This is a genomic window from Rhizobium vallis, from assembly GCF_003985155.1.
GTDB classification, from domain to species: domain Bacteria; phylum Pseudomonadota; class Alphaproteobacteria; order Rhizobiales; family Rhizobiaceae; genus Rhizobium; species Rhizobium vallis.
The window spans coordinates 189,289-209,360 of sequence record NZ_ML133688.1 but is presented as its reverse complement, the minus strand read 5'-3'; the positions used below and the strand labels follow the sequence as shown (position 1 = coordinate 209,360).

At 60.7% G+C, this 20,072-nt stretch carries 18 protein-coding genes; 2 read left to right on the top strand and 16 right to left on the bottom strand.

Going from position 1 to position 20,072, the window contains the following annotated elements; all coding sequences use genetic code 11:
• Positions 1 to 130 precede the first annotated feature (130 nt).
• Both kdsA and EFQ99_RS10925 read right to left on the bottom strand, forming a co-directional pair.
• Entirely contained in the window at positions 131 to 976 is an 846-nt protein-coding gene (gene kdsA, locus EFQ99_RS10930; protein WP_126921054.1) for a 3-deoxy-8-phosphooctulonate synthase, read from the bottom strand.
• The gene (locus EFQ99_RS10925) at positions 973 to 1,869 is read right to left on the bottom strand and encodes a VOC family protein (RefSeq protein WP_126921053.1); all 897 of its coding nucleotides are present in this window, start codon (positions 1,867 to 1,869) and stop codon (positions 973 to 975) included. Before EFQ99_RS10925 ends, kdsA begins: the two co-directional genes overlap by 4 nt.
• A 199-nt stretch (positions 1,870 to 2,068) precedes the next feature.
• Between EFQ99_RS10925 and lexA the strand changes: the two genes are divergently transcribed.
• Entirely contained in the window at positions 2,069 to 2,788 is a 720-nt protein-coding gene (gene lexA, locus EFQ99_RS10920) for a transcriptional repressor LexA (protein ID WP_126921052.1), read from the top strand.
• Here the strand turns inward: lexA and EFQ99_RS10915 are convergent.
• Positions 2,769 to 5,201 carry a ComEC/Rec2 family competence protein gene (locus EFQ99_RS10915; RefSeq protein ID WP_126921051.1) on the bottom strand — a complete coding sequence of 811 codons (2,433 nt, stop codon included), beginning with the start codon at positions 5,199 to 5,201 and terminating at the stop codon, positions 2,769 to 2,771. The two genes, lexA and EFQ99_RS10915, sit on opposite strands and share 20 nt — an antisense overlap.
• A 290-nt stretch (positions 5,202 to 5,491) precedes the next feature.
• On the opposite strand from EFQ99_RS10915, the gene gltA reads away from it, so the two are divergent.
• Positions 5,492 to 6,781 (top strand): citrate synthase, encoded by a 1,290-nt coding sequence (gene gltA, locus EFQ99_RS10910; protein ID WP_126921050.1) that lies wholly within the window; start codon positions 5,492 to 5,494, stop codon positions 6,779 to 6,781.
• Between the two features lie 28 nt (positions 6,782 to 6,809).
• Here the strand turns inward: gltA and lpxB are convergent, their stop codons facing one another.
• The 13 genes from lpxB to rpsB all read right to left on the bottom strand — a co-directional run bounded on the left by lpxB (position 6,810) and on the right by rpsB (position 19,929).
• The gene (lpxB, locus tag EFQ99_RS10905) at positions 6,810 to 7,979 is read right to left on the bottom strand and encodes a lipid-A-disaccharide synthase (protein ID WP_126921049.1); all 1,170 of its coding nucleotides are present in this window, start codon (positions 7,977 to 7,979) and stop codon (positions 6,810 to 6,812) included.
• On the bottom strand, positions 7,976 to 8,857 hold the full coding sequence (locus EFQ99_RS10900) for an LpxI family protein (protein ID WP_126921048.1): 882 nt from the start codon (positions 8,855 to 8,857) through the stop codon (positions 7,976 to 7,978). The genes lpxB and EFQ99_RS10900 overlap by 4 nt, the downstream gene beginning before the upstream one ends.
• Positions 8,858 to 8,860: 3 nt before the next feature.
• Positions 8,861 to 9,679 (bottom strand): acyl-ACP--UDP-N-acetylglucosamine O-acyltransferase, encoded by an 819-nt coding sequence (lpxA, locus tag EFQ99_RS10895; protein ID WP_126921047.1) that lies wholly within the window; start codon positions 9,677 to 9,679, stop codon positions 8,861 to 8,863.
• Complete coding sequence (fabZ, locus tag EFQ99_RS10890) at positions 9,676 to 10,143, bottom strand: 3-hydroxyacyl-ACP dehydratase FabZ (RefSeq protein ID WP_126921046.1); 468 nt, start codon at positions 10,141 to 10,143, stop codon at positions 9,676 to 9,678. The genes lpxA and fabZ overlap by 4 nt, the downstream gene beginning before the upstream one ends.
• Positions 10,136 to 11,203, bottom strand: coding sequence for a UDP-3-O-(3-hydroxymyristoyl)glucosamine N-acyltransferase (gene lpxD / locus EFQ99_RS10885; protein WP_126921045.1), 1,068 nt, complete (start codon positions 11,201 to 11,203; stop codon positions 10,136 to 10,138). Before lpxD ends, fabZ begins: the two co-directional genes overlap by 8 nt.
• A 50-nt stretch (positions 11,204 to 11,253) precedes the next feature.
• Entirely contained in the window at positions 11,254 to 13,593 is a 2,340-nt protein-coding gene (gene bamA / locus EFQ99_RS10880; protein ID WP_126921044.1) for an outer membrane protein assembly factor BamA, read from the bottom strand.
• Positions 13,594 to 13,789: 196 nt separating this feature from the next.
• Positions 13,790 to 14,923, bottom strand: a complete 1,134-nt coding sequence (gene rseP, locus EFQ99_RS10875; protein WP_126921043.1) for an RIP metalloprotease RseP — start codon at positions 14,921 to 14,923, stop codon at positions 13,790 to 13,792.
• A gap of 29 nt (positions 14,924 to 14,952) precedes the next feature.
• Positions 14,953 to 15,783 (bottom strand): phosphatidate cytidylyltransferase, encoded by an 831-nt coding sequence (locus tag EFQ99_RS10870; protein WP_126921042.1) that lies wholly within the window; start codon positions 15,781 to 15,783, stop codon positions 14,953 to 14,955.
• Positions 15,783 to 16,526, bottom strand: a complete 744-nt coding sequence (locus EFQ99_RS10865; RefSeq protein WP_126921041.1) for an isoprenyl transferase — start codon at positions 16,524 to 16,526, stop codon at positions 15,783 to 15,785. The genes EFQ99_RS10870 and EFQ99_RS10865 overlap by 1 nt, the downstream gene beginning before the upstream one ends.
• 37 nt (positions 16,527 to 16,563) lie before the next feature.
• The gene (frr, locus tag EFQ99_RS10860) at positions 16,564 to 17,124 is read right to left on the bottom strand and encodes a ribosome recycling factor (RefSeq protein ID WP_126921040.1); all 561 of its coding nucleotides are present in this window, start codon (positions 17,122 to 17,124) and stop codon (positions 16,564 to 16,566) included.
• Positions 17,125 to 17,176: 52 nt separating this feature from the next.
• Positions 17,177 to 17,899: a UMP kinase gene (pyrH, locus tag EFQ99_RS10855; protein WP_126921039.1), complete on the bottom strand. Its 723-nt coding sequence runs from the start codon at positions 17,897 to 17,899 to the stop codon at positions 17,177 to 17,179.
• A 96-nt stretch (positions 17,900 to 17,995) separates the two neighbouring features.
• Positions 17,996 to 18,922 (bottom strand): translation elongation factor Ts, encoded by a 927-nt coding sequence (gene tsf / locus EFQ99_RS10850; protein WP_126921038.1) that lies wholly within the window; start codon positions 18,920 to 18,922, stop codon positions 17,996 to 17,998.
• Between the two features lie 239 nt (positions 18,923 to 19,161).
• Positions 19,162 to 19,929 (bottom strand): 30S ribosomal protein S2, encoded by a 768-nt coding sequence (gene rpsB, locus EFQ99_RS10845; protein WP_008526906.1) that lies wholly within the window; start codon positions 19,927 to 19,929, stop codon positions 19,162 to 19,164.
• Positions 19,930 to 20,072 lie beyond the last annotated feature (143 nt).

Below are 20,072 nucleotides of genomic sequence, written 5' to 3'. Positions count from 1 at the left end.
GCTCGGGTGGGTGATAAGGCGTTCGAAACCTGTCTTAATAGAAGGTGCGCAAATTACAATGCTGCATTACGGCACCTTCTATTGCGTATCCCATCGTGGCTACAGCACGATCATGTCAGGCCTTTGACTGTCAGCTCTTGGCCACAGTGTCGAAGGCAAGCAGCTTTTCGAGGAGCCGCGGCATGTCCCTGAGATAGACCATGTTCGGGCCATCGGAAGGCGCGTTATCGGGATCCTGATGGGTTTCGACGAAAAGGCCCGCAATGCCCGCAGCCACCGCCGCGCGCGCCAGCGTTTCGACGAATTCCCGCTGGCCGCCAGAGGAATCGCCCTGCCCGCCAGGCTGTGCCACTGAATGCGTTGCATCGAAAACGACAGGGGCGCCCATCGCCGCCATGATCGGCAGCGAGCGCATGTCGGAAACCAAAGTATTGTAACCGAAGGAGGCGCCGCGCTCGCAGAGCAGCACATTCGGATTGCCGCTGGCGTTCAGCTTCTTCAGAACGTTTTTCATATCCCAGGGCGCGAGGAACTGGCCCTTCTTGACGTTGACGACGCGGCCGGTCTTGGCGGCAGCGATGAGAAGGTCGGTCTGGCGGCAGAGGAAGGCCGGGATCTGCAGGACATCGACGGTCTTTGCCACTTCGGCGCATTGCTCGGCGGTATGGACGTCGGTGATGACGGGGAAGCCGAATTCCTTCTTGAGGTCGGCAAAGATCTCCATGCCCTTCTCAAGCCCAATGCCGCGCTCGGCCGAAAGCGAGGTGCGGTTCGCCTTGTCGAAGGAGCTCTTGTAGACGAGGCCGATGCCGAGCTTGTCAGTCATCTCCTTCAGCGCACCGGCCATCATGAAGGCGTGATCGCGGCTTTCCATCTGGCAAGGGCCGGCAATCAGCGACAGGCGGCCGGTATTGGAGAAGGTGACCTGGGCGTCGCCTTGGCCGATTTTGACTTCGGAATTCGTGTCGGTGCTCATCGTTTTTCCTCGAAGGCGAAGAGCGTGCCCTGACCGGGCGCGGGCTTCACCAGAATGCGATCGTTCTTGCGCGTGTAGGTCACCCCGTTAGCAGCCAAATGCGCTTCTGTCACGGCAAGATCGCCGACATTGAAGAGGATCGCCCGGCCGCGCAGGCCACGCTCGGCGGGTGAGACGGCAATCTCGAAATAGGCTTCCAGCCCTTCCGGCGTCATCAGGCTGATCTTGGCATTCGATGCAGCGATATTGACGCCGAAACCAGTTTTCTCGATTGTCGATTGCCCAGCGACGAGGCTGACCAAGGCGCCGAACGCGGCCGGTTCCGGCGCGCAAAGCACCACCTCGGCAATGGCGGTGACGCCATTGGCATGTTTCTCCAGCGCACCACGATCGGCCGGAAGCGGATTGATGCGCTGACAGGTGAAAAGCAAGAGATCAGGCGCACGCAGATCGCTCGCGAAGGCCAATTTGAAGCTGCCGACGCTCTCGGAACCATCAGGCATCTTCATCAGCCGGCTGAACTCCAGCATCTCGCCCGCGCTCGATCCCGTGCTGGCGAACTTCTTATGATCGCGGGCAGAATCTTCGGTGGCGAAGACGATTGCCGAAAGCCCCTCCTCGCCGCAGCGGAAGCGGAAGGCCTGGTTGCGGGCGGTGAAGACATTGCCTTTCCGCGCCGATGCGTCGCTCTCTTCGACGCTCGCGACGCCGAGCGGCTCCAGATAGGTTTTGTCGGCAAAGAAGACGCAGGCGTTTTCCGTTCCGAAGGGATGGCGCGCATCGGCGGCGACGGTGAAGCCGAGCTTGCCGAGCCTCTCTCGCGCCAGGTCGATATTGACGACGGGCAGCACGATATGGTCCAGCGGGTGCGGGGTGGCGGAATGCGCGTTCATGATATCCCTCTCCCTGAGATGGCAAGAGATGTGCAGCAGCGACCGCCTGAATTCAAGACTTGCCCGGCGATCCGGCGAATGAAAATAAAAATCTCAACGAGTTGATGCGAAGTTTTACGGAAATTTAGCTACTTGCGGAACACATATGGAACATATAGTGTCTGTTCTGGATTTGTTTCAATCACGGGGTCTGACGTCGATGCTCACGCGCAAACAACAGGAGCTTCTCCTATTCATCCATGAGCGCATGAAGGAATCCGGCGTTCCGCCGTCTTTCGACGAAATGAAAGACGCTCTGGACCTGGCTTCTAAATCCGGCATTCACCGCCTGATCACGGCACTCGAGGAGCGAGGTTTCATTCGCCGCCTACCGAATCGCGCCCGCGCGCTTGAGGTCATCAAGCTTCCGGAGGCCTACAGCCCCAGTATTCAGCCTCGGCGCGGCTTTTCACCGAGCGTCATCGAGGGCAGCCTCGGCAAGCCCCAGCCGGTTGCAGCGCCCGCTCCCGTAAAGCCCGTTGCCGATAACGGCAACTCGATCTCCGTGCCGGTCATGGGCCGGATCGCCGCCGGCGTTCCGATCTCGGCGATCCAGAACAATACGCACGACATCGTCGTTCCGGCCGACATGCTCGGTTCCGGCGAACATTATGCGCTGGAGGTCAAGGGCGATTCGATGATCGACGCCGGCATCTTCGACGGCGACACCGTGATCATCCGCAACGGCAGCACCGCAAGCCCTGGCGACATCGTCGTCGCCCTCGTCGATGACGAGGAAGCGACGTTGAAGCGCTTCCGCCGCAAGGGCGCCTCGATCGCGCTGGAAGCAGCCAATCCGGCCTACGAGACCCGTATCTTCGGGCCGGATCGCGTCAAGGTTCAGGGCAAGCTCGTCGGTCTCATTCGCCGTTATCACTGACCGGTGACGGGCTGGCATCCGCGAAGCTGTCGCTGCGCCAGTCATAGGCGCGGTGGCGCATCCAGGGTCGCTGCAATGTGTCGAATGCCGTTGCAACCTCGATCCCCTCTTCGGTGAAGCGAAGCTCAGTCGCCCCTGTCTTGCGCAGCGTCTCGCCCGTAAAGAGCAGTGCGCCGGAACGGCAGCGATCAAAGCGCAGGCGGACCGGGGTGACGACGATATCAGCCGTATCGCAAGCCGGTCCGAGATAGGCGGCATTGTCGATGACAGTCAGTGTCTTTCCATTGTCAAGCAAGGTGGTGCACCAGGCGCCTTTCAGACAGGAAAAGCGTGACGGTGGGCTTGTGGCGACCGCCTTTCTCATCGCCTCTCGCGCGTCATTCTGCTGGTCCGGCGAGAGTTGCAGCCTTTTGCCTTGAGGCGCAGAAGGCGCATTACTCATCGCAACCATGACCGGCTGGCGGTGTTCTTCGATGGCAAGCGTGCGTTTCCATTGTTCGAAGATAAAAGATGGCGGCTTCGTGCGGTTCGAGGCCATCGTCTCACCATCGACGATAGCGACCAGACCGCCGTCTTCGGCAATGGCGATGTCGGGTGCCGCCTTTGATGGCAGCACCGCGATAGCCAGCGTGGAAATCGCGACGATTGCGGTTCCGATGTGGCGCAGGCGGGTTTTAAGCAATGTCAGCAAGAGAAAGCCGAAGACAGCCGTCGGGAAGTACCAACCGGACAAACGGCCCACATCTATGTTGCCGCCCCAGCCCGATACCGTGTTTGCAATTGCGATCACCAGATCGAGCCCAGCACCTGCGACCTGCCATGCCCAACCGTCCAGGCCAAAAGGCATCAGCAGCATCGCGATCATCCCGAATGGCATGACGATGAAAGAGATCACCGGCATGGCCGCGAGATTTGCCGGTAGCCCATAGGCGGTCAGACGATGGAAATGCTCGATGGAAAACAGCGCGGTCGAGAAACCGCCGATCAATGAGGTCAGGAAAATGCCGCCGAAGAAGCCGCCAACCATGAAGAAAGGTTTCATGATCGGCAGCTTGGCGAAGGCGTTCTCCCGCATCGGCCGCATTTTCCAGAGGTCATAGCCCGCAACCAGCGCAAGGGTCGCGGCAAAGGACATCTGGAAACTCGGCCCCAGCACCTCTGACGGGGAGACGGCAAGGATCACGAGAGCGGAAAGCGCGACGTTCCTGAGACTGATCGAAGGCCGGTCGAAGAAGACGGCGATCAGCATAATCGCCATCATGATGAAGGCGCGTTCGGCGGAGACGGCAAAGCCCGAGATCATATAATAGGCCGTCACAGCCAGGAGCGCGCCAGCGGCGGCGACCTTCTTCGTCGGCCAGGCTTGAGCAATGCCCGGAAACAGGCTGAAGATTATGCGCAGGCCGACGAAGAAAATGCCGGCTGACAGTGCCATGTTGAGACCGGAAATCGCAATGATGTGCGCAAGGCCAGATTGCCGTAGGGCTTCCGTGGTTTGGTCCGAGATCGCCCGTCTCTCATCGGTGACAAGAGAGGCGGCAAAAGCGCCCGTGTCGCCGGGTAGAATCGAGCGTATGCGGTCGCCGACGCGGCTGCGCAGGAGATAGAGCCATTCGAGCAGAGTCTCCGACGTCGATTGCGCAGCCTCTGGCCCCGTCGGCAAATCGACCCTCTCAGGTGCGCCGTAGAAGAAACCGTTGGCGCCGATGCCGTCGAAATAAGCCCCGAAGGAGAAATCGTTGAGCTCGGGAAGTGCGGGACCTGCCGGCGGCGTCAGCCGCGCCCTGCCAGTTATGATATCGCCGATCTCGAAAGGCACCTCCGCGCCGCGGACGATCGCGGTGATGCGTTCCGGCGGCCGCTTCACTTCGGGCGCCTCAGTGCCCCTCACGGCAAGAATGTAGCGGTACCGCCCGGGACCGTCCCCTTCGCGCCGTTCGACGCGGCCCGTCACCGTCGTCGTCACCGCGGAGTCAAGGATCACGGTCGAGGCACGCCACGTCTCGAACTGTGCCGAGAGCATGCCGCAGACCACGAGTGCAAGCGCCAGGAATGTTGCACGTAAAGCCGCCCGGCTATGGCTGGTGAGAAGGATTGCGACTGCCAGCACCAGCAGGCAGATCAGCGATACAACGACCGGAAAGTCCGATGCCGCGAGAAACCAGAAAGCCGCCCCGGCGCCGAGGAAGGCCGGCGAGAACAGCAGCAGACGGCCATGGTCCGCTTCCTCGTCCAGCATGCGGATACCGACACGCAACGATCGGGCGGTCATGGCCGGCAGCCGATGGCGCAACGGCGTCGTCGACTGCGTCCTTGCCAGTCGCGGCGCCACCGTGGGTGCGGAAAGCCCCGCGGAGCCGGCAAGGCCCGCGCCCGTTTCCGGCCGCAATTCGACTGTCGTCAACTCCTGCATGCACCGCCCAAGACCACCCGCGAAGGCAGCAAGAATGCAACCTCCATTCAAATCCGGCAAGGATAATCGATTGAAATATGAGGGAAAATCGCGAGCGCCAAAAAACCAGTCGAATCATCGGCTTCCGTTATGCGTGCGGCTCATCGCTGCAGTGCCTAAAAGGTGATACCGCAATGCACAAAATGGCGTCACGGTAACTTGGCATTAGCTTCGCGATCATATAGCTATCGGTGAGGACGCTTAACCCCTATGGCGCTTTTAAGGCGCTACCGACATTTCGGAGGATCAGCATGACGGATCAAAGCGCTACAATAAAAATCGGTGACAAATCGGTCGACCTTGCCGTCAAGAGCGGCACGATCGGCCCGAGCGTCATCGATATCGGTGCCCTGTATAAGAACACGGCTTCCTTCACGTACGATCCGGGTTTTACCTCGACCGCATCCTGTGAATCGAAAATCACCTACATCGACGGTGACGAAGGCGTCCTGCTGCATCGCGGCTATCCGATCGAGCAGCTCGCCGAGCACGGCGACTTCCTCGAAGTCTGCTACCTCCTGCTTTACGGCGAACTGCCGACGGCTGCGCAGAAGAAGGATTTCGATTATCGCGTCACGCACCACACCATGGTGCATGAGCAGATGAGCCGCTTCTTCACCGGCTTCCGCCGCGATGCACATCCGATGGCCGTCATGTGCGGCTGCGTTGGCGCGCTGTCGGCCTTCTATCACGACTCGACCGACATCACCGATCCGCACCAGCGCATGGTCGCCAGCCTGCGCATGATCGCCAAGATGCCGACGCTTGCCGCCATGGCTTACAAGTATCATATCGGCCAGCCCTTCGTTTACCCGAAGAACGATCTCGACTATGCGTCGAACTTCCTGCGCATGTGTTTTGCCGTTCCTTGCGAGGAATATGTGGTCAATCCGGTGCTTGCCCGCGCCATGGACCGCATCTTCATCCTGCATGCCGACCACGAGCAGAACGCCTCGACCTCGACCGTCCGCCTCGCCGGCTCGTCGGGCGCCAATCCGTTCGCGTGCATCGCTGCCGGCATCGCCTGCCTCTGGGGTCCCGCTCACGGCGGCGCCAATGAAGCAGCGCTCAACATGCTGACGGAAATCGGTACCGTTGACCGCATTCCGGAATATGTCGCCCGCGCCAAGGACAAGAACGATCCGTTCCGCCTGATGGGCTTCGGTCACCGCGTCTACAAGAACTACGATCCGCGCGCCAAGATCATGCAGAAGACGACGCATGAAGTGCTCGGCGAACTCGGCATCAAGGACGATCCGCTGCTCGAAGTGGCGATGGAGCTGGAGCGCATCGCGCTCACCGACGAATATTTCATCGAGAAGAAGCTCTATCCGAATATCGACTTCTATTCCGGCATCACGCTGAAGGCGCTGGGCTTCCCCACGACCATGTTTACCGTGCTCTTCGCGCTCGCCCGCACCGTCGGCTGGATCGCGCAGTGGAACGAGATGATCGAGGATCCGGAACAGCGCATCGGCCGTCCGCGCCAGCTCTATGTCGGCGAACCGAAGCGCGACTACATCCCCGTTTCGAAGCGCTGATTGCTTCCGAAGCCAAAAGAAAACCCGGTCAGAAATGGCCGGGTTTTTTCTTTTTCAGGACGTCGAGAAGAACTTCGGCGGCATGCTCGCCGGGCGGCTTTTCGGTCTGCATCCGTTGCCAGATGAGCTCGTAGCCTTCCTTCATCGCCTTGAGCTGATAGGTGTCGGCCGACAGCCTTTCCATCCAGCGTGCCAGGCTTGCGCCGCGCACGACATCGTTCAGGTATTCCGGCACGATCGCGTAATCGGCAATCAGGTTTGGCAGCGCGCCGGTCCAGGTCTTGATGCCTGACGTCAGCATGCGCATGATCCAGTCGACCTTGTAGGCGGAGACGACAGGAACCCCGGCCAGCGCCAGTTCGAGAATGACAGTTCCAGACGCCGCCATGGCTGCATCGGCTTCGGCGAAAGCTTTCCATTTCGCTTCCGCGCCGACAACGATCTCCGGCTTTACCGCCCATCCCGCGATCATTTCGCGGACAAGCGCTTGCCTGTGCATCACGGTCGGCAGAATGAAGCGCATCGGCCCATTGCGGGCGACAAGCTCGTTCGTTGCAGCCTCGAAATAAGGCATAAGCTTCTTGATTTCGGAGGAACGCGAGCCGGGGAGAAGAAGGATCGCACCGTTGCCGGGCTGCCTGCCGGCGCGCAGGTTCCGGGTCTCCAGCAGCGCGGGTTCGGCGGTCAGGCGATGCCCGACATAGGTTGTTGCCGGCCCGCCGAGCGCTTGCATTGTCGCCGGTTCGAAGGGAAGAACGGCAAGCACGTGATCGACATAGCCGAGCATGCGCGTGGCGCGGTATTCCTTCCAGGCCCAGACGCTCGGACAGACATAATTGACCACAGGCAGATCAGGCAGCGCAGTGCGAACTCGCTTTGCGACGCGATGCGTGAAATCCGGGCTGTCGATGATGAGCAGGACATCGGGCCTTGCGTCGATGATATCAGCCGCGGTTCGGCGGATCAGGTTAAACAGCCTCGGCAGCCGGCTCAACACCTGGGTGATGCCCATGATCGACAGCTCGGAGAAGTCAAACAGGGATTTCAAGCCTTCGGCCTGCAGCCCCTCGCCTCCGACGCCGACGAGTTCCACCGGTCCGGCATGGATGCGCTTCAGGGAGGCGATGAGATCGGCACCGAGCAGATCACCCGACACCTCACCGGCGATGACGGCGATCTTCAGCGGCCTCCCGGTCATTCGAGCCCCCATGCCGGCAGGCCGCGATCGATGCCGCAGACGAAAAGTCCTGCCTCGTCGGCGGCCTTGATGACACCGGCGCGGTCGAGCACCAGCGAACGGCCGGCTTCGACCGCGATGCCGGCAAGGCCAGCCTCTTTTGCGTTCAAGACCGTCGATGCACCGATCGCCGGCAGGTCGGCACGGATATCCTGCTGCGGCTTGCAGAGCTTGACGAGCGCGCCTCGGCGGCGCGGCGAGATTCGCCCGGCTGCTCTCAGACCTGTCACGCGATCCAGCATCTCATCAGTGCCCTCAAGACCTTCCAGCGCCACGACGCGCCCGCCGATGCTGACGGCCCCCTGCCCGACGTCGAGCCGGCCAAGCATTTCGGCGGCTTCGGCCGCGCGAGCGATATCACGCCGGTCCTCCTCGCTGGGCACGACTGCGCCAAGCGGGCCGACGGCGGCAAGCAGGTCGGGGGCAATCTCATGGGCGCCGACGACGCGCCGGCCATTTCCCTCGATCAACCGGATCACCATCTGCAGAACCGTATCGTCGCCGCCGGACAGCAGGGTACGGATGGCGGCCGGTACCTTCATCAGAATGCGCAGCGTCGGGCGCACCTCGCGCCATTCCGGGCGGCGGCGCACACTGCCCGACATCACGACACGGCCGATGCCATACCGATTGAACAAGCCGTCGAGGGCCGCGAAATCGCCGATGCCGATGACGGCGTGGTCATAGCCTTCCCAGCGCCGGTCGCTTTCGTCCTTCAGCGCGACGATCACGGGATTTTCGCCCGCGGCACGCGCGGCTTCGGCGACATAGGAAGGCAGAAGGCCGCCGCCGGCGATGATCGCCAGCCGGCCCGCAGCGGTGTCGCCTGATAAAATCACGGACTAGCCCTTCTGTCCCCGGGTGGGCGAGGACAGGGCGCGGTCGCTATCGAAAGCGATGAAATCGAGGATCTGGATCACCTGCTCGCAATCGGCATATTCCTCGCGGATGGCGGCGGCGTTTTCGCGCACGGAGGCCGTTCCTTCGAAGATCGCCTTATAGGCGCGGCGCACTCTGTGGATGACGGCACGATCGACGCCGGCGCGCGTCATGCCGACGACATTGAGACCGCTCAGCAGGCCGGGATTGCCGTTCAGCATGCCATAAGGAATGACGTCGTAGCTCACTGCCGAAAGGCCGCCGACGAAGGCCTGGCGGCCGACGCGGGTGAACTGATGAACCGCTGAACCGCCGCCGAGGATGACGCGATCCTCGATGACGACGTGGCCGGCGAGCATGACATTGTTCGACATGATCACATGATTGCCGACACGGCAATCATGGGCGACGTGGGAGTTGGCAAGGAAGAGATTGTTGTCGCCGACGATCGTCTGGCCGCCGAAATCAGCCGTGCCGGTGTTCATCGTCACGCCTTCGCGGATCGTGCAGTTGGCGCCGACCGTCAGCGTCGTCTCCTCGCCGCCGTGATGCACGCTCTGCGGATCGCCGCCGACGACGGCCATCGGGAAGATCCGCGTACCCTTGCCGATCACGGTGCGGCCGGCGACGACCGCATGCGCCAGGAGTTCGACATTCGCATGCAGAACAACATGCGGCCCGACATGGCAGAAGGGACCGATTTTGACGCCCTCACCAATGGTCGCCCCGTCTTCGACGACGGCCATCGGATGAATACGGGCGCTTTCGGCAATATTGCTCATGCCTGATCCTTACGAACGATCATCGCGCCGATATCGGCTTCGGCGACAAGCGCACCGTCGACTTTGGCGTCGCAATGGAATTTCCAGATATTGCCGCGCTGCTTGTGCTTCCTGACGTGGAATTCGACGCGGTCGCCGGGCACGACGGGCTTGCGGAAACGCGCATTCTCGATGGTCATGAAGTAGACGAGGTTGCCCGGCTGGCCTTCCTTCTTGGCACAGATCGCGCCCGCCGTCTGAGCCATGCCCTCGATCAGTAGGACACCTGGCATGATCGGAGATTCCGGAAAATGGCCGGTGAAATGCGGTTCGTTCACCGTCACATTCTTGATGCCGATCGCCGCATTGTCGCCATCGATCTCGATGATCTTGTCGACCATGAGAAACGGGTAGCGATGCGGCAGCAGCTTCATGATTTCAATGATGTCAGCCGACGAAAGCGTTGTCGTGGCTTCCTCAGTCATTTTGCGTGCCTCCAGGGTTCCTCCCGCGCAGCTTGCTCTTCGAAACCTGCTGCGCGGCCTCTCTCAGATAGTCTTTTAACGGACGTGCAGGTACACCACCATATTGCCCGCCGGCGGCAAGGTCGGTCATGATACCGCTTTTGGCGGCGATCTGCACGCCGTCACCGATCGTTACATGCCCCTTGATGCCGACCTGGCCGCCGATCTGCACGCCATTGCCGATCTTCGTACTGCCGGCGATGCCAACCTGGGCGACGATCGCACAATGGCGGCCGATCTGCACGTTGTGGCCGATCTGCACCTGGTTGTCGATCTTGGTGCCCTCGCCGATCACCGTGTCGTCCATGGCGCCGCGGTCGATCGTGGTATTGGCACCGATCTCGACCTTGTCCTGAATGATCACCCGGCCGATCTGGACGATCTTGATCATGCCGCGCGGACCCGGCGCATAACCGAAACCGTCCTGGCCGATGCGGACGCCGTTGTGAATGATGACGCCGTTGCCGATCAGCGCGCAGAGAACGCTCGCGCCGCTGGCGATCGAACAATCCCGGCCGATCTTGACATCAGGGCCGATGACGCTGTGCGCACCGATGCGCGTGCCTTCACCGATTTCGGCGCGCGGCCCGATGATCGCCATCGGCTCGACGATCACGCCCTTTTCAAGCTTGGCGCTCGGATCGACCACTGCGCTCGCTGCGATCTCGTCTTCACCCGGCGAAATGACGACCGGACGCAATGCTGCGGGATAGAACAAGCCGCCCGCCATAGCGAAGGCGGCATGCGGATTGGACGACAGGATGACCGGAATATGCGGGGGAACGAGATCGGCAAGCGACTTGTCGCAAATCACCGCCGAGGCTTCGCATGTGAGAAATTCGTCACGGCTACGGCGCGACAGAATATAACAGACATCCCCCGCCCGCGCCCGGCTGATAGGGGCCACGGACCTGACGATGACATCGGCATGGTCGGAATTGGCGAGTTCCGCCCCAAGAAACTCTGCCAGCTCAGCGAGCTTCAGACCTTCATGGGGCAGAAAAAAAACGTTTTGCTCCATCGGCAATGCTCCAGAACGGAATTGAATCTTACAGTTCCGGACTGCCGATATCAGAATTGGTTGTTGATGCCAAACTTGAAGTTTTGCGTCTTGTCGAAGTCTTCCTTCAGGACCGGGATTGCGTAATCCAGACGCAATGCACCGAAGGGAGACTGCCAGACGACGCCGACACCGACAGAAGCGCGCAGGGAGGCATCCTCGCCATCGATGCCGTCGCCCCTCAGGTCAACGTCGTTGCCGAACAACGTGCCGGCGTCGGCGAAGACCGCGCCGCGCAGGTTGAAGTCGCGCGGGAAGCCGGGCATCGGGAAGGTCGCTTCAGCCGATGCCGTGAAATAAGTCGTACCGCCCAACGGATCGTCGTTGCTGCCCGAAACACGCGGGCCGATGCCCTTGTTTTCAAAGCCACGAATATCGCCGTTGGTCAGCGTGAACTGGTCGAAGACATTCAGGTGGTCGCCGAAGCCGACGACATAACCGGCACCAGCGGAGAGCGACCCGATGATATCGGCATCATCGGCGAGCAGGTGGTAATAACGTGCCTTGCCGTAGATCTTGTAGAATTGCGAGTCACCGCCGAGGCCGGCAATTTCCTGTGTGGCCGTCGCATAGACGCCTTCACGCGGCAGGATCATATCGTCAAGCGTGTTGTAGGTCAGCGTCTGCGAGACGGAGGAACGCGTCCACGGGCTATCCTCGACGAGGTGCTGATACGGAGCGGACAGGTCAGCAAGATCGCTGTTGCTCGCATCATACTTCATCTGCTTGTAATTATAACGGAAGGTCGTCGCCAGATCCTCGGTGATCGGCGCAGTGACGCGCAGGACGACGCTGGTTTCCTCGTAGTCGTAATTGCTGTTGCTCGACGTTTCGCTGCGGTTGACGTCGAAGCCTGCCGCGAGACGATAGCCAAGGAAATAGGGCTCGGTGAAGCTCACGCCATAGCTGCGCGAGCCTTCTTCGCCGCCGCCGGCCGAGATGCGGATGTACTGGCCGCGGCCGAGGAAGTTCTTTTCCTCGATCGATGCTTCGAGCAGCAGGCCATCACCGCCGGCCGCATAACCCGCACCGACGCCGAACGAACCGGTCGACTGATCCTGCACGTCAACGACAACCACGACGCGGTCCGGAGAGCTGCCCGGCTGGGTGGTGATATTGACGGAAGAGAAATAACCGAGCGCTTCGAGGCGGCGCTTGGCCTTGGTGATCATCTGTTGATTGAAGGCGTCGCCTTCGCTCATGTCGAATTCGCGGCGGATAACGTAATCGCGTGTGCGGCTGTTTCCGCGAATTTCGATACGCTCGACATAGGCGCGCTCGCCCTGGTCGACCAGATATTCGACGCCGATCGTGTTATTGTTGAGGTCGCGATTACCGCGCGGCGTGACGCGCGCAAAGGGATAACCGGCAGAAGCCACCTGATCGGAGATCGCTTCGATCGACTTCTGTACTTCCTTGGCGCTGTAGAGGTGGCCCTCTTTCGTGCGCACCAGCGGCTGCAGCTGATCCGAGCCGACACCTTCGACCGTGGACTGGACGGTCACCGCTCCGAAATCGTAACGCTGTCCTTCCTCTATGTTGAAGGTAAGCGTGTATTTGTTGGTCGCTTCGTCGAAGCTAGCATCGGAAGAAACGATGCGCATGTCGGCATAGCCGCGATTGTAATAGAACTGGCGCAGCGCTTCTTCGTCGGCATGGAGCTTGTCTTCGTTGTAGACGTCCTTACGGGTCAGGAACGAAAGGAAGTTCGACCGCTTGGTCTGAATGACGGCAGCCAGGCGGCCGGCGCTGTAGGCATTGTTGCCGACGAAATTGATCGCATCGATCTTGGTGCGATCACCCTCGTTGATGACGAAAGCGAGGTTGACGCGGCCTTCGCCGAGCGGCACCACCTGCGTCGTCACTTCGACTTCGCTGCGGCCGGTTGCGGCATAGGCATCCTTGATCGCCTGAATGTCGGACTGGATCTGGGTGTCGCTATAGGGGCCGGCAGCATGGGTCTGGACGAGCGTCGCGAGCTTGTCGTCCTTGATCTTGCGGTTGCCGTTGAAGACGACCTGATTGACGAGCTGGGCTTCCTGAACATTGACGACGAGCGTGCTTCCGGAAACCGAGATCTTCACATCGGAGAAGTAACCCGTTCCGTAGAGCTGCTTTACGGATGCATCGATGTCGGTGTTCGAAAAACTCTTGCCGGGCGCGATGGTGAGGTTCGACCGGACGGCCTCCGCGCCGACGCGGCTTGCGCCGCGCACATCGATGCGCTGGATAACCGCGGCCTCAGCGGCCGTAGCGGAAACGAACGTCAAAGCACCTGCGCCCGAAGCAACAACACTAGCAGACAGCGCAACCGCCGATACTGCGTTCAAAAACTTTGAACCAGCCTTCATTTCACCTATTACCTTTTTTCCCTCGTCCCCGTCCCCGGGAGAACCCGATTCCGGTCACGTGTGTCGTTTTACCCGCTTTTGACATACAAGCAAGGGAGGTCGTTAATTTCTGTTTACTTCATTTCCAAGCGTGACCCATTCGCCACTACAGCCTTGAAACATCGTAAATAAATAGTAATTACCTCACCTTGCGCGTTCATCCTATCAGCGCGCTAATATCGTTCCAGGTCGCAAAAACCATCAATGTAAGTACCATGGCCAGGCCGATGCGAAATGCAATTTCCTGGGCCGTGGAGCCCAGCGGTTTCCCCCTCACGGCTTCCACCGCATAGAACATCAGGTGGCCGCCATCAAGTACCGGAACCGGCATCAGGTTAAGCAATCCTATCGAAACCGAAAGCACCGCAGCAAGCTGCAGCACTGCACCTATACCAAGCGTAGCCATCTGGCCCGAAGCTTGCGCCACGCGGATCGGTCCGCCCAATTGATCGGCCCGCATCGATCCAGTGAGGAGGTTGCCGATATATTTGAAGGTGCCGGTGACAATATCCCGGGTCTGGATCACACCCTCGCGCAGCGCCTGAAGCGGCGTATAGGTCTGCAGACGGAAGTGGCCGACCTCCTGATTGGTGACGATCCCAATCAGGCCCACCTCGATCTTGTTGCCGAACTGATCAGTCATGTCGGTGCGTTGCGGCACCATCGGCAGATCGAGCTTCTGACCGCCGCGCTCGATCGTCACGACGATCTTCTGGTTCGGGCGGATGCTGACGTAGCGGCGCACGTCGTCGAAAGTCTCGACCTTGCCGCCGTCGATGGCGACCAGCAGATCGCCGGGAAGGATGCCAGCGGCGGACGCGGCGCTATCCGGCTTGACCTCGGCCACGACGGGATCGGCGACCGTGCGGCCATAGACCGCGAAAAGAATGGTGAAGATGGCGATCGCCAGCAGGAAATTGGCGATCGGGCCGGCCGCGACGGTTGCCGCACGTTTCCACAGCTTTGCGCCGGCAAAGGAGCGCGCCCTGTCCTCCTCGGACATGGCTGCGAGCTTGTCGGCATCGGGTTTGCTCGAGGCATCCTCGTCGCCGAAGAACCGGACGTAGCCGCCGAGCGGAATTACCGAAATCTTCCAGCGTGTTCCATGGCGGTCGGTGAAGCCGAATATTTCAGGACCGAAGCCGACCGAAAAGGCGAGGATGCGGATACCGCTCCAGCGCCCGACGAGATAGTGGCCCATCTCGTGCACGAAGACGAGCAGCGAGAGCACGAGGACGAAGGGAACGATATAGCCCGTCAAGAATCCGAATATGCCGGTCACCGCTTCCATGTGTTCCTTCCGTCAGGGCTGCAGCGTCATCAAAGCCCGAACAACGCCGCACCAAGCGACGTCATTGCGTTTCCCTTTATCAGGGAAAAAAGCCCAGCAAGCAAGAACGCCGAAAAACAGGCGAAAATCAGTCCATCGACCCGGTCCATGACGCCGCCATGCCCCGGAATGAGACGGCTTGAATCCTTGACCCCGAATTTTCGCTTGATGAACGATTCGAAAAGATCGCCCGACTGGCTGCAAACCGACAGAACAAGCGCCACGCAGGCGGCGATGATTTCAGCGCCGGGAAGGAGAAAATGCACGAGAACGACGCCGGCTGCGACCGCCGAAACGGCGCCGCCGATGGCGCCCGACCATGTCTTCCCGGGTGAAATCGAAGGGGCGAGCTTCGGCCCGCCAAGCGCCCGGCCGACGAAATAGGCAAGGATATCGGTTGCCCAGACGACGGCGAAGACGAAGAGCATGGCGTATAGGCCGGGCCGATCATCGCTTCTGATTGCGGCAAGCGCCAGGCCGGTGACCCCAGCATAAAACAGGCCTGCCGGAAACCAGCGGCTCGTGCCATGCAGGATGATCAGGGCGATGCCGACGGCGGTGACGCCGACCAGCATGCCGGCGGCAAATTCGAAATTTCCGACCAGCACGAGAAAAGCAATCGCCGCCTCGCCGATCCAGCCGACGACATTGGCAACCCAGTCACGCGCGATACCGGTAATCCCGGACCATTCATAGTAGATCAGCAGGCCGATTACGGCCGCCAGGACACGGAAGGCAAGGCCGCCGTACCAGGTGGCTGCAAGAACGACGGCAGCAAGAATTACTCCTGAAACGATGCGGAGCTTCAGTTCCCGCTGCATCAGGTGCCGACCGCAGCTGCTTGCGACGACAGGCCGCCGAAGCGCCGGTCGCGGGAGGCAAATTTTTCCAGCGCCGAGCGGAAGATCTCGGGGCTGAAATCCGGCCAATATTCCGGAAGAAAGACGAATTCCGAATAGGCGGCCTGCCAGAGAAGGAAGTTGGAAAGCCGCTCCTCGCCGCTGGTGCGGATGATAAGATCCGGATCGGGAATACCGGCCGTATCGAGCCGAGCATTGATCAGCGCGGGCGTAATGTCCTGCGCCCTCAAGCGGCCGACCTCCACATCCCTCGCCAGGCTGACGACAGCGCGCGAAATCTCGTCGCGAGAGCCATAGTTGAAGGCGATGACGAGCGTCAGCGCCGTATTCTCCTTGGTCGTTTCCTCGGCTTCGAGCAGCAGGTTAAGAATGTCGCTTCGCAGGCCGTGGCGGTCGCCGATCACCTTGATCCGCACGTTCTGGCGATGAAGCTCGGCGAGGTCGCGGCGAATGAAAGCCTTGAGCAGGCCGAGCAGATCGGAGACCTCGGCTTCGGGCCGGCGCCAGTTTTCCGAGGAGAAGGCAAAGAGCGTCAGATATTTGATGCCCACGGCGCCGGCGGCGCGCACGGTCTCGCGCACCGTCTCGACACCCTTGCGATGGCCCATCGTGCGCGGCAGGCCGCGCTGCTTGGCCCAACGGCCGTTGCCGTCCATGATGATGGCAACGTGCTCTGGCACAGTCACAAATACAGATTCCGACATTTCCCGTCCGGTCTTTCCAGGCAAAGGCACAGATCCCTTAGACCTGCATGATTTCCTTTTCCTTCTCGGCAAGCAAGCGGTCGATCTCGGAAATCGTCTCGTCCGTCATCTTCTGTACGCGTTCCGACTGCGCCCTGCCCTCGTCCTGGCCGATCACGCCATCCTTTTCGGCCTTCTTGAGGCCGTCCATGCCGTCACGGCGGACGTGGCGAATCGCCACTTTGCTCTTTTCGGCATAATCGTGAGCCACCTTGACGAGCGACTTGCGGCGCTCCTCGTTCAGTTCCGGCAGCGGAATGCGCAGGTTCTGGCCGTCGACGATCGGGTTGAGGCCGAGGTTGGATTCGCGGATGCCGCGATCGACGGCGCTGACCATCGACTTGTCCCAGACGGAAACCGTCAGCATGCGCGGCTCGGGCACGGTGATGTTGGCGACCTGGTTCAGCGGCATGCGCGAACCATAGGCCTCGATCGTCACTGGATCCAGGATATTGGCCGAAGCACGGCCGGTGCGCAGCGATGCGATGTCGCTCTTGAAAGAGGAAACCGCGCCATCCATGCGGCGCTTCAGTTCCTTGATGTCGATACCTTCACTCATGTCGATGCTCCCGTCTAGCGAGGGCTGCGCCGAAAACGTGGCGCAGCTTATATCAGTTGTCGGAGACGATGGTCTTGAGGCCACCACCCGTCAAGATTTCAGCAAAACCGCCTTTCTCGTGGATCGAGAAGACGATGATCGGAATGGAATTTTCTCTGGCGAGAGCCACCGCGGCAACGTCCATCACCGCAAGCCCCCTGTCCAGCACTTCTTGGTGCGTCAGGCGGTCGAGGCGGGTCGCATCGGGATATTTCTTCGGGTCGGCCGTATAGATGCCATCCACCTGCGTACCCTTGAAGATCGCCTGCGCGCCCATTTCGGCAGCGCGTAGCGCTGCGGCGGAATCGGTGGTGAAGAAGGGATTGCCGGTGCCGCCGGCAAAGATCACCACGCGTCCCAGCGACAGATGATAGAGCGTTGCGCGCTGCGAGAAGCTCTCGCAGATTTCCGGCATGGAAATCGCCGAAAGCACCACCGTGTCGATGTTCAGCTTACGCAGCGAAGTTGCCAGCGCCAGCGCGTTGATGATCGTGCCGAGCATGCCCATATGGTCGCCGGTGACCCGATCGCCGCCCTTGGACGCCACCGCGACACCGCGGAAAATGTTGCCGCCGCCGACGACGACGCCGACTTCCACACCCATATGCCGTGCTTCGGCGATGTCAGATGCAATGCGGTCCGCCACCGCGACATCGATCCCGAAACCCTGGCTACCCATGAGCGCTTCGCCGGAGGCCTTGAGTAGAACGCGTTTATAGACAGGCTCTAAAGACATCTTGGCTCCTCGTAAATTGCCGTGAATGCCCGATACACGAAGGGCACCGCGTTGTCACGCGATGCCCTTCTTGTTTTCCCAATTATGGCTGGAAGATCAACCCTTGACGGCGGCCGCGACTTCGGCTGCGAAATCGGTCTCTTCCTTCTCGACGCCTTCGCCGAGCAGAAGACGGGCCATGCCGGCAACTTCGATCGGTGCGCCAACAGCCTTTTCAGCTTCCTTGATGGCAGCTGCGACGGTCAGATCCGGATTGATGACGAAAGCCTGCGAGAGAAGTGCGACTTCCTCGAAGAACTTGCGCATGCGGCCTTCGACCATCTTCTCGATGATGTTGTCGGGCTTGCCGGAAGCGCGCGACTGCTCGATGAAGACGTTGCGCTCGCGCTCGGCGACGGCGGCATCGACTTCCTCGGGGCGGATCGCCAGCGGCGCGGTCGCAGCGATGTGCATGGCAACCTGGCGGCCGATCGCGTTTAGGGCTTCCTTGTCGCCGGTCGACTTCAGCGCAACGAGAACGCCGAGTTTGCCGAGGCCGTCGGAAACGGCATTGTGGATATAGGTGGCGACGACGCCGTCCTCGACGGAGAGCGCGGCCGAACGGCGCAGGTTCATGTTTTCGCCGATCGTTGCGACCGCGTCCTTGATCGTGTCGGAAACGGACTTGCCGGATGCCGGGTAGGTCGCAGCCGCAACGGCGTCGACGGTACCGTCTGTGGAGACGGCGACCTTGGCGATGCCGCGGACGAGGTCCTGGAAGGCATCGTTACGGGCGACGAAGTCGGTTTCGGAGTTGACTTCGACGACGACGGCCTTGGTGCCTGCGCTCGCAACGGCGATCAGGCCTTCGGCAGCGGTGCGGCCGGACTTCTTGTCGGCCTTGGCGATGCCCTTGGCACGCAGCCAGTCGATCGCCGCTTCCATGTCGCCATTGGTTTCAGCAAGAGCCTTCTTGCAGTCCATCATGCCTGCGCCGGTCTTCTCGCGCAGTTCCTTCACCATTGCAGCCGTAATCTCGCTCATTAGCTTCCTCTTGTCGGTTCATACGGTGGGCCGCAAAGCGCGGCGCGGCACCGGATTGACGCACGAAATGTACCTGTATGTATGACAGCGTGATGAAGACGCGCCATACCGAATTTATCTGGCGAAGCGCCCTGTGCCTTCGCCCTGAAACAGGCAAGGCCGCCGAACTTCGATGAGTCGCGAGCGGCCTTGCCCAGTCTCTGCAAGCTTTGGCGGATTTTTCGGTCCGCCCGCTTTCATCAGCCTTCGGCTGCTTCCTCGAGAGCCGGCTCGACCGGAACTTCGGAGGATGCGCCGAGATCGCGGCCGGAAGAGCTCTGCTGACGTGCAATGCCGTCGATGGCAGCACGGGAGATCAGCTCGCAATAAAGAGCGATGGCGCGCGATGCGTCGTCGTTGCCCGGGATCGGATAGTCGATCAGGTCAGGATCGCAGTTCGAATCGATGATGGCGACGACCGGAATGCCGAGGCGCTTGGCTTCGTCGATCGCGATCTTTTCCTTGTTGGTGTCGATGATGAACATCAGGTCCGGAGTGCCGCCCATATCGCGGATACCGCCGAGAGCCTTGTCGAGCTTTTCACGCTCGCGCTCAAGGTTCAGACGTTCCTTCTTGGTGAAGCCCTGGGCTTCGCCGCCGAGGATTTCGTCGAGCTTGCGCAGGCGCTGGATCGAGTTGGAGATCGTCTTCCAGTTCGTCATCATGCCGCCGAGCCAGCGCGAGTTGACGTAGTACTGGGCCGAGCGCTTGGCGCTATCGGCGATGATCTCGGACGCCTGGCGCTTGGTGCCGACGAAGAGAACGCGGCCGCCGCGGGCAACGGTGTCGCTGACGACCTGAAGGGCGCGCGACAGCATCGGAACGGTCTGAGCCAGGTCGATGATGTGAATGTTGTTACGATCGCCGAAGATGTACGGCTTCATCTTCGGGTTCCAGCGATGAGTCTGGTGGCCGAAGTGAACACCTGCCTCGAGAAGCTGGCGCATAGAAAAATCAGGCAATGCCATGCCTTGTTACTCCTTTTCCGGTTGAACCTCCGCAAGGCGAACAGCACCCTCTTCGAGAATGCCACCGGGCGGAACAGCCCGGATTTCTCCCGGACGATCCCATGCCTTACGTGTGGAATGCCGGTGCCCATACATTCGATTTG

Bases quoted from the DNA above. Each gene is read 5' to 3' on its own strand.
- lpxB (WP_126921049.1), bottom strand. From the start codon at position 7,979: ATGACCGGGAGGCCGCTGAAGATCGCCGTCATCGCCGGTGAGGTGTCG.
- pyrH (WP_126921039.1), bottom strand. From the start codon at position 17,899: ATGTCTTTAGAGCCTGTCTATAAACGCGTTCTACTCAAGGCCTCCGGC.
- rseP (WP_126921043.1), bottom strand. From the start codon at position 14,923: ATGGAAGCGGTGACCGGCATATTCGGATTCTTGACGGGCTATATCGTT.
- lpxA (WP_126921047.1), bottom strand. From the start codon at position 9,679: ATGAGCAATATTGCCGAAAGCGCCCGTATTCATCCGATGGCCGTCGTC.
- EFQ99_RS10915 (WP_126921051.1), bottom strand. From the start codon at position 5,201: ATGCAGGAGTTGACGACAGTCGAATTGCGGCCGGAAACGGGCGCGGGC.
- fabZ (WP_126921046.1), bottom strand. From the start codon at position 10,143: ATGACTGAGGAAGCCACGACAACGCTTTCGTCGGCTGACATCATTGAA.
- lexA (WP_126921052.1), top strand. From the start codon at position 2,069: ATGCTCACGCGCAAACAACAGGAGCTTCTCCTATTCATCCATGAGCGC.
- lpxD (WP_126921045.1), bottom strand. From the start codon at position 11,203: ATGGAGCAAAACGTTTTTTTTCTGCCCCATGAAGGTCTGAAGCTCGCT.
- frr (WP_126921040.1), bottom strand. From the start codon at position 17,124: ATGAGTGAAGGTATCGACATCAAGGAACTGAAGCGCCGCATGGATGGC.
- EFQ99_RS10870 (WP_126921042.1), bottom strand. From the start codon at position 15,783: ATGCAGCGGGAACTGAAGCTCCGCATCGTTTCAGGAGTAATTCTTGCT.
- bamA (WP_126921044.1), bottom strand. From the start codon at position 13,593: ATGAAGGCTGGTTCAAAGTTTTTGAACGCAGTATCGGCGGTTGCGCTG.
- rpsB (WP_008526906.1), bottom strand. From the start codon at position 19,929: ATGGCATTGCCTGATTTTTCTATGCGCCAGCTTCTCGAGGCAGGTGTT.
- EFQ99_RS10865 (WP_126921041.1), bottom strand. From the start codon at position 16,526: ATGTCGGAATCTGTATTTGTGACTGTGCCAGAGCACGTTGCCATCATC.
- gltA (WP_126921050.1), top strand. From the start codon at position 5,492: ATGACGGATCAAAGCGCTACAATAAAAATCGGTGACAAATCGGTCGAC.
- EFQ99_RS10925 (WP_126921053.1), bottom strand. From the start codon at position 1,869: ATGAACGCGCATTCCGCCACCCCGCACCCGCTGGACCATATCGTGCTG.
- tsf (WP_126921038.1), bottom strand. From the start codon at position 18,922: ATGAGCGAGATTACGGCTGCAATGGTGAAGGAACTGCGCGAGAAGACC.
- kdsA (WP_126921054.1), bottom strand. From the start codon at position 976: ATGAGCACCGACACGAATTCCGAAGTCAAAATCGGCCAAGGCGACGCC.